At 70.5% G+C, this 16,467-nt stretch carries 6 protein-coding genes; 2 read left to right on the forward strand and 4 right to left on the reverse strand.

Annotated features, from left to right (window positions below; all coding sequences use genetic code 11):
• Positions 1-25: 25 nt before the first annotated feature.
• The 4 genes from H521_RS26235 to H521_RS0108210 all read right to left on the reverse strand — a co-directional run bounded on the left by H521_RS26235 (position 26) and on the right by H521_RS0108210 (position 13,308).
• Positions 26-4,216: an OmpL47-type beta-barrel domain-containing protein gene (locus H521_RS26235; RefSeq protein WP_022892541.1), complete on the reverse strand. Its 4,191-nt coding sequence runs from the start codon at positions 4,214-4,216 to the stop codon at positions 26-28.
• Between the two features lie 112 nt (positions 4,217-4,328).
• The gene (locus H521_RS0108200) at positions 4,329-10,550 is read right to left on the reverse strand and encodes an OmpL47-type beta-barrel domain-containing protein (RefSeq protein WP_026482067.1); all 6,222 of its coding nucleotides are present in this window, start codon (positions 10,548-10,550) and stop codon (positions 4,329-4,331) included.
• Positions 10,551-10,681: 131 nt separating this feature from the next.
• Positions 10,682-11,611 (reverse strand): 5'-3' exonuclease, encoded by a 930-nt coding sequence (locus H521_RS0108205; RefSeq protein ID WP_026482068.1) that lies wholly within the window; start codon positions 11,609-11,611, stop codon positions 10,682-10,684.
• 38 nt (positions 11,612-11,649) lie between these two features.
• Positions 11,650-13,308, reverse strand: coding sequence for a DUF885 family protein (locus H521_RS0108210; protein ID WP_022892544.1), 1,659 nt, complete (start codon positions 13,306-13,308; stop codon positions 11,650-11,652).
• Between the two features lie 78 nt (positions 13,309-13,386).
• On the opposite strand from H521_RS0108210, the gene H521_RS22285 reads away from it, so the two are divergent.
• A complete protein-coding gene (locus H521_RS22285) occupies positions 13,387-15,267 on the forward strand; it encodes a BCCT family transporter (protein WP_084512127.1) in 1,881 nt (626 codons plus the stop codon).
• Positions 15,268-15,391: 124 nt separating this feature from the next.
• The gene (locus H521_RS0108220) at positions 15,392-16,420 is read left to right on the forward strand and encodes an FUSC family protein (protein ID WP_022892546.1); all 1,029 of its coding nucleotides are present in this window, start codon (positions 15,392-15,394) and stop codon (positions 16,418-16,420) included.
• Positions 16,421-16,467: the final 47 nt, after the last annotated feature.

The raw sequence follows: 16,467 nt of genomic DNA on the forward strand, positions 1-16,467 counted from the left end.
GCTCCGACCGTATGCCGCGATCGGCTCAGCGTCGATGGGTACCTCTCTCCACTCGTGACCGCCGGGCGAGCAGCAGTGCTCCGAGGCCGGCGAGCAACACGGCCAGTGGAACGAGGGATGCCGCAGCCGAGCCGGTCGACGCGAGGCCGCCGCCCGGTGCGCTCGCGACCCCGCCCTGCCCGGCGGGAGCCGCGGCATCCACCTGCAGCTCCGCCCGCACCGAGCGCCCGCTCTCGGTGCCGAGCAGCTCGAGGTGGTGCGTTCCACCCGCCGTGGATGCGGGCACGGTCACGACGCCCTCGACGGCTCCCGTCTCATCGGCGCCGAGGGTGCCGAGCACGACCGGTTCCGAGTACAGCGTCACGCGCACCGGCTCGCCGGGCGCGAAGCCCGCGGCTACGATCGCGAGCGATCCGCCGGCCGACACGCGGCCCGTGCCGAGGTCGATGGTCGGCGGATCGGGTTCGACCGGGCCACCGTCCGTGATCACGACCTCGACCTCCCTCGTCGACTCGACGTTGCCCGCGACGTCCGTCGAGCGGTACTCGACCGTCGTCGTGCCGATCTCCGAGACGATGACCGCATCGGCGCCGACCGGCGTCCAGTCGACGGCATCGCCGACACGGACCTCGGTCGATGCGACGCCGGAGTGCGCGTCGCTCGCGGTGACCGTGAGGGCCACGGGGTCGGCGCCCGGCTCATCGGGAACACCGGTCACGGCCGATTCGGGGGCGATGCGGTCGAGTCGAACCAGCACGCTGCGTCGCTCCGAGACGTTGCCCGCGGCATCCGATGCCTCGGCCTCGACCAGGTGTTCGCCCGAGTCGTCGATCACGAGGTCCCCGGCCCAGTCGGCCCACTCGCCGGCCCCGGCGCGATACGCGACGCGCGGCGAGGGGTCACGGTCGTCGGCGGCGCTCGCCACGACCCGCACCGGGTCGCGGTGCCAGCCGCTCGCACCGGGCTCGGTCTCGGTGCCGACCGTGAGCGTCGGCGCCGCGACATCCGGTTCGTCGACCTCGGCAGCCCACGCCTCGAACTCGAGCGTTCCGCTCGAGCCGCCGGCCTCTGCGGCACCCCATGCCTGCATGACTGCCCGCAGCTTCGTGGTCGTCACGGCGGCGAACGACACCTCATTGACCGTCTCGCTCGACCGCTCGTAGGCATCGGCGGTCGCGACGTCGCTCCACTCCCCCGTGACGAGGTCGACGAATTGCAGCTTCCACGCCGACGGCGGGATCATGCCCGCCCCCGCCGCATCGCTCGAGTCGCGGAAGAAGAGCACGCCGGCCCGGTCGACGGTGACGATGCGGTCCCACTCGAGCTGCACCCACTGCTCGCCGACCATCGGCCACGTGCCCCACGAGGCACCCGAAATCGAACCGTCGTTCACGGCCGTCACGGCGTTCCACGGCGAGGTGTACGAGGCCGACGCTGTGGCGATCGGTGCGATGTTGCCGACGAGCGGCGCGGTGTTCGAGCGCGGAACCGTGATCGATGCCGTGTCCGAGACGTTGCCGGCCGCATCGCGCGAACGCAGGTAGACGACGTGCCGTTCCTCGTCGACCGTCACGGCCGCCGTGTACGGAGCCCAGCCGGTCGGAGCATCGATGGCGGATTCGATCGCCGCGACGCCGGAGCCCGCATCGGCGGCGGTCGCCGAGACCGATCGCGCCTCGACGTCGAACGCACCGGCCACGGTCGGCCGGCTCGCATCGATGCGAACGGCGACGGATGCCTCGGCCGACACGTTGCCCGCGGCATCCGTCGCCCTGGCGCGCACGAAGTGCTCGCCGTCACCGGTCACGGTCGCCTCGGCGAAGCGCACGTTCTCGCTCGCCTGCCACGCGCCGTCGCCGATCGCGAGCTCGATGCGAGCGCGCACGTCGCGGTCGTCGGTCGCGGTCGCTCGGACGGTCACCGGCGACAGCCACCAGTCGGCGACTCCGTCGACGCCGTCGAGCGACAGTTCGACGGCGGGCGCGACCGCGTCGAGGGTCTCGCCGAACACCTCGAGCTCGCTGAGCCCGACGGCCGCGTTGGTCGAGCCGTCGGACTGCGCGGCGAGCACGAGCCGGAGCCCGGTCGTCACGACGGGGTCGAACGAGACCCGGTTCGGTGCCTCCCGCTCGGTCGGGTACTCGTCGGCGTTCGACACCTCGCGCCACTCGCCGTCGACGAGCACCTCTGCGGTCCATGATTCGGGCACGGCGATGCCGTCACCGGCATCCGGCCCAGCCTGATCGCTCCAGAAGTGGGCGCCGACACCGTCGATCCGCACCGGCTCGGGCCAGGTGTAGCCGGCCCAGCGGGTCGCCGGCCGCTCGCCCGACCACGTCGCCCAGACGGCGTCGTTCGTGCCGCCCGTGTAGGCGATCGCGCCGTCGTTGAGGGCACCGACGCGGTTCCAGCCGGCGGTGAGCTCGGCATCGGGCGTTCCCGTGAGCGCGAGGTTCGCACGCCAGGGGTTCTCGCCGAGCACCGTGACGTTCGCCGTGACCGTGCCGGCCGCGTAGCCCTCGACGAAGCCGGCGACCGCGAACTCGCCGGCCGCGGCCAGGTCGGCCGGGTCGATCGGCGACCAGTGCACGGGCGCGCCGACCAGCTCGTCGCCGTAGTCGAGGGCGACGGTGTCGGGCAGTTCGGGCTGCACGCCGACGACGGTGCTCACCGTCACGGGTGCGACGGCGGAGGGCTGCGCGGCGTGCACCTCCCATTCCTCGACGGCGAGCGCGGAGTACTCGGGCGGGCTCGCGGCATTGGGCGAGGCGTCGAGCACGGCTCGAAGTCGCGAGGTCGTCACGGCGCCGAAGGTCACCTCGTGCACGGCCGTCGTCGAGGTCGGATACCCGCTCGGGTTCGGCACGTCGCGCCACTCGCCGTCGTTCCAGTACTGCAGTGACCACGATGCCGGGTCGGAAACGCCGTTGCCGGTGCCGGGCGCGACGTCGCGCCAGAACTTGATGCGGGCGCGATCGACCCGCACCGGCGCATCCCAGTCGTACTGGATCCACTGCTGCGCCGGGCGGGTGCCGGTCCAGCTGCCCCACATGTCCGGCGGCAGCGGGTTCGGCCGGATCAGCTCGTCGTTGAGCGACTTCATCCAGTACTGCGTCGGGATCGGCTGGTTCGACGCCGAGGCGGTCGCCCACGGTGCCACGTTCGAGCGCGGTGTCAGGTCGAGGCCGCGCTCCGGCGTCGTCGTGACGGGCAGGATGCGGGCGGGCGAGACGGAATCGTCCCACTCGAGGCGGTCGATCGCGACGGAGCGGCGGAAGTGGTTTCCGCGCTCCGCGTCGGCCGTGTGGTAGGCGATCAACCACTCGCCGCCGAACTCGGTGATCGCCGGATGACTCGTGGTCGACGAGACCGGCGCGAGGATGCGGCCCTGGAAGGTCCACGGCCCGACGGGGCTCGCAGCCGTCGAGTAGGCGATGCACGCGTGGTAGTTGGCGGGCGTGCACGAGCTCGTCGGGCCGGCGTTGTTCGCGGCGTAGGCGAGGTAGTACGTGCCGTTGCGCTCGAACAGCCACGGCGCCTCGAAGAACCCGGTGATGCCGCTCGTGACGTTCGCCGGCGACCCCACTAGCGTCTTCATGTCGGCGGCGAGCTCGGTCGACATGAGGCGGCCGAAGCTGCCCCAGTACATCCACACGCGCCCGTCGTCGACGAGCACGGTCGGGTCGATGTTGTGCGCGTCGTTGCCGAGGATCGCTTGCGAGACGATCGGGGCGCCGGCATGGTCGGTCCACGGCCCGAGCGGTGAATCGGAGACGGCGACGCCGATGCCGAACTTGTCGGGCGAGGTGCTCGCCGCCTCGTGCACGGGCACGTACCAGTAGAAGCGGCCGTCGCCGCCCTCGACGACCTGGCCGGCGTACGCACGACCCGGCGTCGCCCAGTCGAAGACGTTCTCGGGTCGCATCAGCGAAGGATGGTGCTCCCACGCGCCGCTCTCGACGTCGGTCGTCGAGAACGCCTGCCACTCGTTCATGATGAAGTCGTTGACGGTGGGGCCCGCTTCATCGCGTCCAGCGAAGACGTAGAGCGTGTCGTCGACCACGAGCGTCGCCGGATCGGCCGAGTAGACCGAGCCGTCGCCGACGATGGGGTTGTCGGTCGCGGCCGCTGCTGGCGCGGTCGGCAGGGCGGCGAGCAGCAGCGCGCCGATCGTGCCGAGCGCCGCCGAGGCGGTGGTGATGCGCGTGCGAAGCATGTGGTCTCCTTCGACCGGGATGACGCGTGTGTGCAGAAGAGAGTGCAGAAGAGGGTGCGAGTGACGTCGACGACGGCCGGATGCGGGCGAGTGCCCGCACCCGGCTGTCGACCTACTCCGTGCGGTTCCGGCGCCGTGCCGCGACCAGGGCGACGCCGAGGCCGACCACGATCGCGCCGAGGGCGAGCCACACGACGGTCGCCGTGATCTCGGGCACACCGGTCGAGGCGATCGACCCGCTCGGTCCCGACGCGCCCGCCCCGGGGCTGCTCGCGCCTGGAGCCACGACCGTGACCGTCGCGGTGACCTCGCCGCCCGGCAGCATGAGCGCCACCGTGTGCGTGCCGGGTTCGGCGTTCGCCGGCACGATGAACGTGCCCGACGCCGTGCCGTCGTCGCCGACGACGAGGGTGCCGATGCGGGTCGGCTCCGACCGGAACTCGACCGCGAACACCGCGCCGGGCTCGGCGCCCGTGAGCGAGACGGGCAGCGTGCCACCCGGGGCGACCTGCGTCACGCCGATGCGCACCACCTCATTGCCCGTGAGCGATCCGCTCGGCTCGGGGTCACCGCCGGGGTCCGTGCCGGGGTCGGTGGACTTCGCCGGAATGGCGAGCTCCGCCACCTCCGAGACGTTGCCCGCGACATCCGTCACTCGTGCCCTCGCCGTCGTGGCCGAGTCGCCCACGACGACCGCGGCCGTGTAGGTCGCCCACGCGCCGTCGCCGAGCCGCAGTTCGACGAGCGCGACGCCGGATGCGGCATCGCTCGACCCGATCGTCACCGTGCGGGTGTCGACATCGAACGCGGGCGAGCCCGCCGGTGCCGTGGCGTCGCGCCGCACCTCGACGGTCGCCGGCTCCGACACGTTGCCCGCGGCATCCGTCGCCCGGAACCGCACCGTGTGCACGCCGTCGTCGCTGATCGGCACACCTTCGGCGTACGCCGCCCACGCGCCGTCGCCGGGCTGCACCTCGATCGAGGGAGCGTCGTCGCGGTCGTCGAGCGCGGTCGCCGAGACGGTGACCGTTCCCGTGTGCCAGCCGCTCACCGGCGCCGCCGGGTCGACGGCCGCGGTGACGACGGGCGCCTGGGTGTCGGGCACCTCGACCGGCGGCGCCTCGAAGACTTGCCACTCCTTGATGCCGAGGCTGCCGGCTCCCGACTCCGTGCCGCTCGCCTCGAGCTGCAGTCGCAGCTTCGTCGTCGTCACGGGAGCGAACTCGACGACGTTGTACGCGTCGAGCGCGACGCCGTAGTCGACGGATGCCTCGACGGGCACCCAAGCCCCGGAATCACCGGAATCGGGGCTCCAGTACTCGGCGTGCCACGTCTTGGGCACGTCGATGCCGAGGCCGGCGTCGTCGAGGTTCGAGACGAAGTACGCGCCGAGCTCGCCGATCGTGACCGGCTCCGTCCAGTCGTACTGCACCCACTGCTCGCCGATCTCGGGCCATGCGCCCCAGACGTTGGTGTTGTCGTTCGGCGTGACGTCGCCCGACGAGGTCGGTTGCACGTCGTCGTTGAGCCCGGTCACCCGGTTCCAGCCCGCCGTGACCGAGGCCGTCGGCGTTGCGAGCAGCGCGACGTTGCGGCGGTGGTTGCCGTCGCTCGCCGGCACGGTGCGTTCCTCGACCGCGCTCACGTTGCCCGCGGCATCCGTCGCCCGCAGTTCGATGCGCACCTCGTCGAGTCCGACGAGGATCGACCCCGTCACCGCTCGCCACTGCTCGTCGGTCTCACCCGCGAAGCGGTACTCGAGCGAGGCGACGCCCGAGCCGGCGTCGACCGCCGTGGCCTTCACGGTGCGGCCCACCGGGTCGGTCGCGATCGAGAGGGCCGGGGCCGTCACGTCGATGCGGAACTCGGATTCGGGCACGCTCGACACGTTGCCCGCGGCATCCGTCGCCCGCGCCTCGACGAGGTGCGAACCCTCGGCCGAGACCACCAGTGGAGCCGTGTACGCCGCCCAGGCTCCCCCGTCGACGCGCACCTCGACCGACGGCGCAGGATCGCGGTTGTCGGTCGCCGATGCTGAGAGCGTCACGTCGCCCGTGTGCCAGCCCGATGCCGGCGCCTCGGGCGCCGTCGTGAGCGTGACCGATGGAGCCTGCGTGTCTGGGCCGGTGGAGCCACCGCCGACCGAGACCGTCGCGAGCGCCGCGGTGACGCCCGGCAACTCGGTCTGCACCTCGCCGTCGACCGTGAACTCGCCGTCGCTCGCGTAGTCGGCCGGGTCGATCGCCTGCCACTCGACGGGCAGGTCCTCTCGCGAGCCGTCGTTGTAGAGCACCCCGAGCGCGGCCGGCAGATCCGGCGCGACGCCAGCGGAGGTCTGCACCGCCACCGGGTCGACCGCGTTCACCTGGCCCGGCGCGGTCGCCCGCACCCAGACGGTCGCCGAGGCGGGAACGGGCGAGCCCGCAACGATGCCCGCGACCGCGAAGCTGCCCTCGCCGGCGACCTGCTCGGCGGTGACCGCAGCCCAGGCGACCGCGAGGTCGCCGTGGCTCCCGTCGGTGAACGTGCCGTCGACGGTCGACGGCAGCGTGGGAAGCACGCCCACCGTCGTGCGCACGTCGATCGGTTCGATCGAGACTGGCGCGTCGGCGAACACCTTCCATTCGCTGACGCCGACGGCCGCGAATGTGGAGCCTGAGCCCATCGCGCTCAGCACGAGGCGCAGCCGCGTGGTGGTCACGGCGCCGAACTCCGTCGAGTTCGGCTCATCGCGGAGCACGCCGTAGGCGCCTGGCGTGGGCACATCGACCCACGCGCCGCCGTCCCAGTACTGCGCCTTCCACGACTTCGGCACATTGACGCCGGCCGACGAGTTCACGTCGTTCTGGTCGCGCCAGAAGCTGACCTCTGCGCCAGAGACGCGCACGGGCTCGTCCCACTCGTACTGCAGCCAGCGGGTGGCCGGATGCGAGCCCGACCACGTGCCCCAGAGCTCGGTCTGGGCACCGCCGCTGTGCAGCACCGTGCCGTTGTTGACGGCGTTGACGTTGTTCCAGCCGGCCGTGAACTCGGCCGTCGGCGTGGCGTCGGGGGCGACGTTCATGCCGCGCGAGGCGACCTCGCCCTGCACGGTCACGTCGGTCGAGCTCGCGGCCTCGCCGTCGTCGGCGGTGAGCCGCAGCACGTACGTGCCGTCGGTAGAGAACCGGGCGGTGGTCGATGCGGCAGCCGCGTCGTCGAACAGCACGGTCGCGCCATCCGGCGCCGAGACGATCGACCAGTCGACGGCGAGATCGCCGCCCGGCAGCCCGTCGTCCTTCGCCGTGCCGACGAGCGCCGCCTCACCGGCGGTCGACGCCTGCACGTCTTGCCACGCGGTCACCAGCGGAGGCTGGTTCGTCGACGCCGGGGCCTCGACGCCCGTGCTGAACAGCTGCACCTCCTTGACGCCGGTCTTGGCTCCGCCGGCGTGCGTGACCGTCACGCGCACGGCGTCACCGGTGACCTCGGGGAACTGCACCTGGTTGAGGTTCGCCCGGGGGTACGCGGGCGTGCGCGCCTGCTGCGGAACGGGCGACCACTCGCCGCCCTGCCGCACCTCGAGGGTGAACATGGCCGGCTCGCGGTAGCCCGCAACGGTCGCGCTCGACGAGGAGTCGTAGAAGAAGACACGCGCGTCGTCGAACGTCTGCTCGGCGCCCAGCTCGATCGTGAGCGAGTCCTTGGCATTCGGCGAACCGGCGGTGCCCCAGAACGGCTCGTTCACGGTGGTGCCGTTGACCGCCGCTTCTGCAGCCCGGCCGTTGGCCGAGAAGGTCGCCGTGACGGGCGCCCCGGCAGCGAGGTTCGCCGAGCCGGTGCTCGCGGTCGCGACATCCGCCCCGGCCTTGGCGAAGAGGTCGACCACGCGAGCACCGTCGGCGAAGCGCACCTGCTCGGGCGCCTGCACCGGCGAGGTGTTCGCCGAGACCTGCTGGGCGTCGCCCTCGATCTCGAGCTCGCCCGTCGCGGGGTCGTAGACCACGTGCGCGAGGTCGTCGACCGTGAACGCGAGTTCGCCGTCGAGGAAGACCGAGTAACCGTCGGGCACAGACGGCCCGTAGTGGTCGGTGCCGCCCGGCTCGTCCCACGTGACCGTGAGGTCGCGGTCGCGGTAGCGGATGTTGTTGGCGGTGAAGTGGTCCCAGCCGATGCCGATCGGGTCGAGCTCGATCTTCGCGTCGCTGCGCGGGCGCAATCCCATCGCGTCTTCGATCATCGTGAAGTTCGTCGCGCCGAGGATCGTGTGGTGGATCCACGAGCGGTAGCCGATCGACTGCGGGTCGGCCGAACCGTCGGACCAGAACTCGTTCTGATCGGGCAGGCGGTTGTCGCCGCCGTTCTGGTAGTGCGCCCACGCGTTCCAGTAGAGGAGCTTCTTGTACCAGTCGGCGTCGATCGCGTCGGTCGGGTAGTCGCGCAGCACGCTGGCGACCATGCGGAAGGTGACGGTCGAGTTGATGACCGAGAAGTTGTTCGAACCCGGTCCGCCGTAGTCGGCCTGGTCGGCTTGGTTCGCCGTGTAGAAGGGGAAGATCGGGTACTCCGAGTCATCCGCGAAGAGCCGCAGCGCGTCGACGTAGTCGTCGTCGTAGTCGGCGTCTCCGGGCTTCGGCATCAGTCCGACGCTGAAGGGGTAGTAGTTGTTGATCTCCTTCCACTTCGCGAGGGCGCCGTCGCTCGTCCACCGGTGCTTCAGCAGGTTCTCGTCTTCATCCCAGAGCAGGTCGAGCACCTTCGTCTTGATGTTCTGCGCGAACGCGTCCATCTCGTCGGCTTTCGCGGTGTCGCCTGCGAGGCGGTACGCCTCTGCCGCGGCCTGCGCGTTCGAGTAGAGGTACGCGTTCTCGGCGCGATCCATGTAGGCGTTCGGCCGCTCGTGGAACGACACCGCGTCGGCGTCGTTACCCGTCATCGCGCCCCAGTTGTAGTCGATGAGGCCGCTGTCGTCGCTGTCGTAGGCGTCGATGAGCCCCTCGACGTCGTTCTCGGCGTAGGTCGCGAGGTTCTCGGCGATCGCGGTCGGGCCGCCGTGCAGCTGGTACGAGCGCCAGGCCGCCTCGGAGATGTACTGCGTGTAGCTGTTCGACCAGTTGGCGGGGTCGCCGGGATTGTCGACGAACTTCGCGCTCTTCGAGGTCTCGCCGGCGGCGACCCACGGTCCGTACGAGTAGATCGGGTCGCGGAAGTACTTGAGGTCGTCGATGAACATGCCGGTCGTCAGCACGATCGAGTTGTTGTAGCCGAGCACGCCCTCCATCGAGGTGGGGAACTGGTACGTGTTGCCGGGTATGTCGGCATCGAGGAAATTGAACCGCATGAGCCACCAGCGGTAGAACAGCGTCTTGTCGATGTTGTCTTCGGGCGTGTCGAGGTAGGGCACGTTGTCGGCCCACCACTGGTTGTACGCGGTGACGTGCGAGGAGTAGGCGGCGGCGGGCGCAGCAGCGCGCACGGCGTCGTACTCGGTGCGGGATGCCGCGATCTCATCGGTCACGAGGCCGAGTTGCACCTTCGTGGTCGCGCTGCCGCCGGCGGGCACGGTGACGGATGCCTCGAGCGCGCCGTCGGCCGGAGCGAAGCCGTCGCCCGAGAACCTGGGGTGCAGCACCGTGAGGTCGTTGAGCGCGTCGACCGTGCCGGTGAGCTCGCCGCCCTCGACGATCGAGGCGTACGGCGAGACGGCACGCAGGGTGACGTCGAGCGCCGGGCCGGTCGAGCGCAGCTCGAGGTTCGTGACGAGCACGTTGGCGTCGGTGATGAACTTCGTCTGCACGATCTCGAGCCCGGCACCGGCGTTGCGATGCACGCTGCGCCAGTAGCTAGGCGTCTGCTTGCGCTGGGCCGTGTCTTCGGTGAGGGCGACGTTCGCGCCGCCGACGAGTGCGGTGATCGTGTAGCCGCCGCGCCCGTCGATCGACTCCCAGTAGGCGAGTTGACCGGCGAACCCGAGGGCGCCCGGCGTGTGCTCCTTCATGAACGCGGCGCGGCCGCGGGTGAAGATCCACTGGTTGTTGTCGCCGTGGCTGCCGGCTGTGCCGGTGCGCGCGAGCATCTCATCGATCCAGAAATCGGTTTCGGTACTCGTGCCGGCTCCGGCCGCGAGGTCGGCGTCGAAGATCGCCTGCAGCTGGCCGGCGGGCGTGTACTCGACCCCGATGTCGGGGATCGGCTGCTCGCTGCCGGAGAACGTCGGGTACCCAATGTCACTGTTCGCCGCAAATGCCGGCGTGGCCAGCAATGTGCTGCCCACGACGGCGGCAATGGCGGCGGTCGCGAGCGTACCCCGCACGCCCCGCCCTCGTCTTCTCGATGCCCAGACCACGTCGTCCATTCCCTCTCCCGTTGGTGCTCACCGGTGAGCACAACGCACGTGAAGGCAACGTATCGGGGCGGACCGCGCCACCGCAATCCTTTTCGGAATGTTTCGGTGAACCCGAAATGATCGACCCGCGAGGTTCGAATTCAGCCGATCGCGTCGAGGGCGGCGAGCACGCGCGGCACCGAGCCGCCGAGGTTCCACTCGGCGCCGAGCTTCTCGAGCGCCTCGCGACGGGCACCCTCGACCGGGCGGAGCCGCGCGTCGAAGTCGCCGAGCTCGAGGTCGCGTACGACTCCGACGACCGTCGGTGCGACATCGAGGTAGTCGGAGGCGGCGGCGAACTTCGCGCGCATCGTCGCCGACATCGGCGCCGAGGCATCCGCTGCCGCTGCCCTGATGCCCTCGAGGTCGACGAACTCGCGCAGCAGCGACGCCGCGGTCTTCTCGCCGACGCCCGCGACACCGGGCAGGCCGTCGGAGGTGTCGCCGCGCATCACCGAGAAGTCGACGTACTGCTGCGGCAGCACCGAGTACTTCGCGACGACCGAGGCGTCGGTCAGCACCTCGAGCTTGCTCATGCCGCGCGCGGTGTAGACGACCCGTACGGATGCCTCGTCGTCGACGAGCTGGAACAGGTCGCGGTCGCCCGTGACGACGTCGACCGGCATCGGCGCGCCCGTGGCGAGGGTGCCGATGACGTCGTCGGCCTCGTGCTCGGCGGCCCCGACGATCGGGATCTCGAGCAGGCCCAGCACCTCGCGAATGCGAGGGATCTGCGCGATGAGGCCGGCCGGGGTCTCTTCGACGTCGACGCCGCCCGGCACGACGCGCTCGACGCGGTGCGCCTTGTAGCTCGGAATGAGTTCGACCCGCCACGCCGGCCGCCAGTCGTCGTCCCAGCAGGCGACGAGGTGCGTCGCCTCGAAGTCGACGGTCAGCCGGGCGATCATGTCGAGCAGCCCGCGCACGGCGTTGACGGGTGTGCCGTCGGGCGCCGTGATGGAGTCGGGCACGCCGTAGAACGCGCGGAAGTAGAGGGAAGCGGTGTCGAGGAGCATCAATCGGTCGGCCACAGGCCGATCATGGCACGACGTGGCCCTGGCACCTACCCCTACCCCGGGAAGGTCTCGACCCAGTTGCCTGCGGCATCGAGCACGTCGACGTCGCTGCGATCGTCGAGCAGCTCCCAGCGCTGCAGCGAGACCGGCACGTTGCCGTTGAGCCAGAGCGAATCGTGGAACTCGCGCAGCGAGAACGCGTCACCCTGGGCAACCGCCGCGTCGGCGAACAGCCGCTTCACTTCGAGCTTGCCGACGAGGTACGACATCGCGAGCCCGGGGGTCGCCACGTAGAAGGAGGTCTCTTCGGTCGCCGTCTCGACGTCCATCGGCACGAGCCGCACGAAGAAGTCGACGGCCTCGTCGAGACCGAACGCTCCCGTCGCGAGGTTGACGTCGACGACCACCCGCAGGGCCCGCAGCCGCATGAAGTTGTGCACGATCGTCTGCGAGTGCGGAGCGTCGTCGAAGAGCCCGGCGTCGAGCATGAGCTCTTCGTTGTAGTGGGCGATGCCCTCGTTGGCGACCGAGTCGACGTAGTGCCGGCGCATCTCGCGGGGGTGCCCCCACGACAGCGCGAGCTGCTGACTGTGCGCACCTTCGTGGATGATGCCGAGGCGCGGGTCGCGGGCGTTGGCTGCGTCGAAGTACGGCAGCTCGGCCGCCGGCGCGGGCACGTACGAGACGGCGTCGTGCTCGCGCCGCCGCTCGCTCGTGAGATCGTCGGTGACGCCGAGGAACGCGAGCGGTTCGAGATACGCGGGGTAGGCCGAGAACCCGTAGTGCCGAAGCGACCCGGGCTGGCTCAAGAGCCCCTCTCGCTCGTACAGCGCCCGCACCTCGACCTCGCGCTCGGCCTGGTCGGCGACCTCGGCCGCCGCGTCGCGGGCAAGCGGCGCGGGCGGCACCTCGCGGTGCCTGTTGCGGCTCACCGTCTCTGCCACGATCGCTCGCCGGTAGTCGTGCAGCGCCGCGCGCACGAGCTCTTCGGGCTCGGCGGCGACGAGCGCCACGTGACGCAGGTACCAGACGAAGGCGTCACGCCCCACGATGACATCGGGGCCGAGACGGCCGGCGGATGCCTCGAGCCACTGCGCGTATCGAGTGAGCGCTGCGCTCGCGGCGGGCTGCGCCTCGGCGAGCGCGGTCGCCGTCACGGCATCGACCTGCTCGGCGATGGCCGCGACCGAGGCGGCGAGGCGCGGCCCGATGTCGACCAGTTCGGCGGCGGCAACCCGTGCAAGGGTCGCGACTCCGGCCCGCTCGAGATTGGCGATGGCCTGCTCGACCGCGCGGGGCATGGCGGTGAGCACCATCACGAGGTCGGCCTGCCGGTCGGCGTCGAACGGGGATGGTGCGAGCAGCAGGTCGAACCACGGGCCGAGCACCTGACTCGTGAGGAACACGGCGTCGCGCTCCCAGTTGCGCAGCACGTCGAGTTCCCATCGCACGCGCGCGATCGCCGACCCCAGCAGCCGGTGATCGACCTGATCGGGGATCGGCAACGCCGCGGCATCCGTCGCCCGCCAGCGTTCGACGAACGGCTCGAGGCCGCGCCGCTGCGCCTCGACGCCCTCGGGGTCGAAGCGCGGCAACCACCCCGTCGGTCGCTCGATGCGCGGAATATCGTCGGATGTGCGGAACGAGTTCACGGCGCGCCACTGCCAGAACTCGGAGCCGAGGCGGGCGAGGTCAGCATCGATCTGGGCCATGACGGCCACGCTAGCCGCTGCTGCCGACACCGAGCGGGACTGGTGCGCGCGGGCGCCTGCCTCGCTACCGTTGAGCGCATGAGCGGAACGCCGAACGAGCCGACCGAGCAGACCCAGCGAACTCCTCCTGCCCTCAGGTCATTGCCGCCCGTGCAGCGCTGGGTGTTCTGGCCCGCGGCGGCGGTCGTCGCGCTCTTCGTCGCCTTCGCACTCATCGCACCCGACGCCGCCGAGGCGATGTTCGGCGCGATCCAGACCGGCATCGTAAACACCTTCAACTGGTACTACGTGCTCATCGCCGCGTTCTTCGTGGCGTTCAGCCTGTTCGTCGGCTTCAGCCGATTCGGCGACATCAAGCTCGGCCGCGACGACGACGAGCCCGAGTTCTCGCTGCTCTCGTGGTTCTCGCTGCTCTTCGCCGCCGGCATGGGCATCGGTCTCGTCTTCTACGGGGTGAGCGAGCCGCTCAGCCACTTCGTCTCGCCCCGACCCGGGGTTACCGGCACTCCCGAGGCGCTCGCGCAACAGGCGCTCAGCCAGACCTATCTGCACTGGGGAGTGCACGCATGGTCGATCTACGTCGTGGTGGGGCTCGGCCTCGCCTACGCGATCCACCGTCGCCGTCGCCCCATCTCGATCCGCTGGACCCTCGAACCCCTGCTCGGCAAGCGCGTCGAGGGCGGCTGGGGCCACGCGATCGACATCGTCGCGCTCGTCGGCACGCTGTTCGGCGTCGCGACCTCGCTCGGCCTCGGCGTGCTGCAGATCAGCGCCGGACTCGACGCCGCCGGCATCCTCGAGCCGAGTGCCCTCACGCAAGTGGCCATCATCCTCGTGATCTCGATGATCGTGCTCTGGTCGGTGCTCTCGGGCGTCACGAAGGGCATGAAGTGGCTCTCGACGGCGAACCTCGTGCTCGCCGGCATCCTCGTGCTGTACCTACTGGTGATGGGCCCGAGCGAGTTCCTGCTGCGCGACTTCGTGCAGTCGATCGGCAACTACATCCAGAATTTCGTGGGCCTCTCGTTCAACGTGAGCGCGTTCCAGGGCACGGCCGGCGAAGAGTGGCAAGCGGCGTGGACCTCGTTCTACTGGGGCTGGTGGATCTCGTGGGCGCCGTTCGTCGGCATCTTCATCGCCCGCGTCTCGAAGGGGCGCACCGTTCGGCAGTTCGTCGCAGGTGTCATCCTCGTGCCGACGCTCATCGGCATCCTCTGGTTCGCCGTGCTCGGCGGCTCGGCCCTCGCGATCGAGCTCGCCGATCCCGGCGCCCTCACCCAGCCCGACGGCACCGTCGACGTCGAGAGCGCGCTGTTCCAGCTGCTCACCTACCTGCCAGGCACGCCGGTGCTGACGGTCGGCGTGATCTTGCTCATCACCATCTTCTTCGTCACCTCGGCCGACTCGGGCGCGCTCGTCATGGGCATGATCGCGACTGGCGGGCAGTTGAACCCCAAGCGCTGGATCCGGATCTTCTTCACGGCGATCACGGCCCTGCTCGCGATCGCACTGTTGCTCACGGGCGGGCTCACCGCGCTGCAGACCGCCGCGATCATCATCGCGCTGCCCTTCAGCATCGTGATGCTGCTCATCTGCTGGTCGACGATCATCGCCTTCACCCGAGAGCGCCGAGCGTACGCGAAGGCCGAACGCGCCCAGTTCATCGATCACATCGGCGAGCACTACGGCCTCGAGGTCGAGGCACCGCTCGAGCGCGGACTCATCGCCGGCGAGCCGCGCTGGGTTCGCGGGCTCCGGCGACGGCTGCGCCTGGGCACGGATGCCTCGCCGGCGCCCCGCCGCGCCTCGCCCGCGTCGCTCGCCGAGGAGAACGCGCTGCCCGACATCGTGCCGCTCGCCGATGTCGACGAGGTGGTCGACCACGATCCGCTCGCCGACCACGACGACCCCGACGTGCCCGAGCACGGGGAGGACGACCCGCGATCGCTTCCGCGGTGACCCGCCCGCCGGTCACCCGCCCGCCGGTCGAGTAGGCCCGCCAGGGCCGTATCGAGACCACCGCAGCGGGTCTCGATACGCTCCTTCGTCGCTACTCGACCGGCGAGCACACAGAATGGAGCCCATGGGCATCACCGACACCTTCCGGGCCTCCCGTCGCGTGCCCATCCTCCAGGTCGCCAAGGCCTCGGTTGCAACGATCGCGGCGTGGTTGCTCGCGGGCTGGCTGATTCCGGGACCGCTGCCCGTCTTCGCTGCGATCGCGGCGCTGCTCGTGGTGCAGCCGAGCGTGAACCAATCGCTCGGCAAGGCGATCGAGCGTTCGATCGGAGTGATCCTCGGCGTGCTCGTCGCCACGGGCCTCTCGCTCGTGTTCGGGCAGAACAGCTGGGTCGTGCTCGTCGCCATCATGATCGCGATGCTCGTCGCGTGGTCGTTGAAAATGACGCCCGGCACGTCGAACCAGGTCGCGATCAGCGCGATGCTCGTGCTCGCACTCGGCGCTTCGTCTCCCGAGTACTCCATCGACCGCATCATCGAGACGCTCATCGGCGCGGCGATCGGCATCGTCGTCAACGCGCTCATCGTGCCGCCGGTGGCCCTCGCCCCGGCCCGGCGCGACATCTCGCTGCTCGGCGGCGAGCTCGCGGCATCCCTCGACCGACTCGCGAGCGCCCTCGAGAGTCCGCAATCGGCGGGCGACCTGCAGCGGCTCATGGTCGAGGCCCGCCTGATGCGGCCGATGCGCGACGCAGCGGATGCCTCGATCTCGACCGGCGAGGAATCGCTCACGCTCAATCCCCGCCGCTCGGCGCATCGCACCGAGCTCACCGAACTGCGCACCCTGCTCGACCGGCTGAGCCCGATCGTCACGCAGGTGATCGGCATGACCCGCGCCTTCTTCGACCACTACGACGCGGCGCTCGCCGACGAGCCGACCGTGCAGGCCATCGCCGAGCAGCTGCGCCGGGCCGCTCATGACGTGCGGCTCGCGGTGCATCTGGCCGACATCGACCCCGAGCCGATGACGTCGGCGATACCGGCGCTCACCTCCCCGCTCGTGGTGACCCCGCCGAAGTCGGGTCACTGGATCCTGATCGGCTCGCTCATGGAGGATCTGCGGCGCATCCGCGCGGAACTCGTCGAGGAGTAGCGCGGGCACCGACCGGCAGTGCCCTCGCGGCGACATTCGATATCCAT

This window comes from Agromyces subbeticus DSM 16689, assembly GCF_000421565.1.
Lineage (GTDB): Bacteria > Actinomycetota > Actinomycetes > Actinomycetales > Microbacteriaceae > Agromyces > Agromyces subbeticus.